Source organism: Streptomyces sp. P17, from assembly GCF_032436805.1.
In the GTDB taxonomy this organism is placed as follows: domain Bacteria; phylum Actinomycetota; class Actinomycetes; order Streptomycetales; family Streptomycetaceae; genus Streptomyces.
Genome location: NZ_JAVRBF010000957.1, coordinates 1 through 265 on the forward strand (window position 1 = coordinate 1; position 265 = coordinate 265).

General features: G+C 65.7%; 1 protein-coding gene. It reads right to left on the bottom strand.

All coding sequences use genetic code 11. From position 1 onward, the window contains the following. A partial coding sequence (locus tag RMT89_RS43560; protein WP_315889290.1) for a DUF2237 domain-containing protein occupies window positions 1–214 on the bottom strand: 214 nt, incomplete at its 3' end. Window positions 215–265 lie beyond the last annotated feature (51 nt).

The following is a 265-nucleotide window of genomic DNA, read 5'->3' on the forward strand; positions in this document are numbered from 1 at the left end:
GCTCGAGTGGCACGATCTCCAGCGCGCGCTGATGCGTTGCTTCCAGCACGACCTTGGGCGCAGCAAATTCCTGCGCCGCCTGCAAGAATCGCGCGGCGCACAGGCACCAGCGGTCGCCCGGTTTCAGCCCCGCAAAACGATATTCGGGCCGGGGCGTGGTCAGGTCATTGCCCAGATAGCGCGAGAAGGCCAGAAACTCGGCGGTCGCAACCACGCAAACCGTGTGCGAGCCGTGATCTTGCGGGCCGGTGTTGCAGCAGCCGTC